The organism is Thermophagus xiamenensis (genome assembly GCF_900112795.1).
GTDB lineage: Bacteria > Bacteroidota > Bacteroidia > Bacteroidales > Marinilabiliaceae > Thermophagus > Thermophagus xiamenensis.
The window spans coordinates 1-1,555 of sequence record NZ_FONA01000047.1; the positions used below are offsets into that span (position 1 = coordinate 1).

Annotated in this window: 1 protein-coding gene; it reads right to left on the minus strand. The window is 45.5% G+C overall.

All coding sequences use genetic code 11. The annotated features are described in order from the left end of the window. Window positions 1-590: 590 nt before the first annotated feature. Window positions 591-980 (minus strand): endonuclease domain-containing protein, encoded by a 390-nt coding sequence (locus tag BM130_RS15040; protein ID WP_074964422.1) that lies wholly within the window; start codon window positions 978-980, stop codon window positions 591-593. Window positions 981-1,555: the final 575 nt, after the last annotated feature.

Here is a 1,555-nt window from a genome sequence, read left to right on the forward strand (position 1 = left end):
GGGGAGTTAGAGGGGTGAGGGCGGGGAAGTTGAGAAATTAGTGCAAATTAATAAAGGGTTTGTCCATCGCGCACCCCCCAACCCCCTAAAGGGGGAGAGCCTCCGCGCGGAATTGTAAAAATAATAAAATTTGGAATTTTACTGAGTATAAAGTGATGTGAGTGAGGCGGTTCTCCCCTTTAGGGAAGTCAGAGGGGTGAGGGCTGGTAAGTTGAGAAATAAGTGCAAAATAATATAGGGTTTTTCCCATCGCGCACCCCCCAACCCCCTGAAGGGGGCGAGCCTTCCCGCTGAAGTGTAAAAATAGTAAAATTTGGATTTTTCTAAGTGTAAAGTGGTGTGGGTTAGGCGGTTCTCCCCTTTAGGGGAGTCAGCGGGGTGAGGGAGGGGAAGTTGGAAAATTAGTGCAAATTAATATAGGGTTTGTCCCTCGCACACCCCCCAATCCCCTGAAAGGGGCGAGCCTGCGCGCGGAATTGTAAAAATAGTAAAATTTGGATTTTTCTGGGTGTAAAGTGATGTGGGTGAGGTGGTTTCCCTTTTTAAGGGAGTCAGAGGGGTGAGGGAGGGGAAATTGATTGTCCATTAACCTACTTCATTAGCTCCCTACATTTTTCAGTTATCTGCTTTATTACCTGATCTGTGTTTTCCAATACTTCTTGGTTGGTGAATCTGATGACTGTTATCCCAAAATGCTTTAATTCTTCTGTTCGGTTTGCATCATATTCTTTTTGGGGTAGTTCATCATGGATATTCCCATCCAATTCGATTACCAGTTTGATTTTATGACAATAAAAATCGGCGATGAATATATCGATAGGATGTTGTCGTCGAAAGCGTAATCCCAAAATCTTATTTCCTTTAAGGTGGTTCCAAAGTTTATGCTCGGCCGGAGTCATGTTTTTTCTCAAATTCTTAGCTTTTTGAAATATTCCGGCCTTTGCATTATAAAACATTTGGGTTTTGTCACTTAAAGGCATGATGGATAGGTTTATGGTATTTTTCCCGTTTTCCATCGCGCCCCCCTCCGGCCTCCTGAAGGGGGAGAGTCGCCGCGCGGAAGTGTAAAGATAGTAATATTTGGATTTTATTTGGTGTAAAGTGTTGCGGGTGAGACTGTTTTCCCCTTTAGGGGAGTTAGAGGGGTGAGGGCGGGGAAGTTGAGAAATTAGTGCAAATTAATAAAGGGTTTGTCCATCGCGCACCCCCCAACCCCCTAAAGGGGGTGAGCCCACGCGCGGAACTGCAAAAATAGTAATATTTGGATTTTATTTGGTGTAAAGTGTTGCGGGTGAGGTGGTTCTCCCCTTCAGGGGAGTCAGAGGGGTGAGGGCGGGGAAGTTGGAAAATAAGTGCAAAATAATTTAGGGTTTTTCCATCGCGCACCCCCCAACCCCCTGAAGGGGGAGAGCCTTCGCGCGGAAGTGTAAAGATAGTAAAATTTGGATTTTTGCTGGGTGTAAAGTGGTGTGGGTGAGGTGGTTCTCCCCTTTAGGGGAGTTAGAGGGGTGAGGGCGGGGAAGTTGAGAAATTAGTGCAAATTAATAAAGGGTTT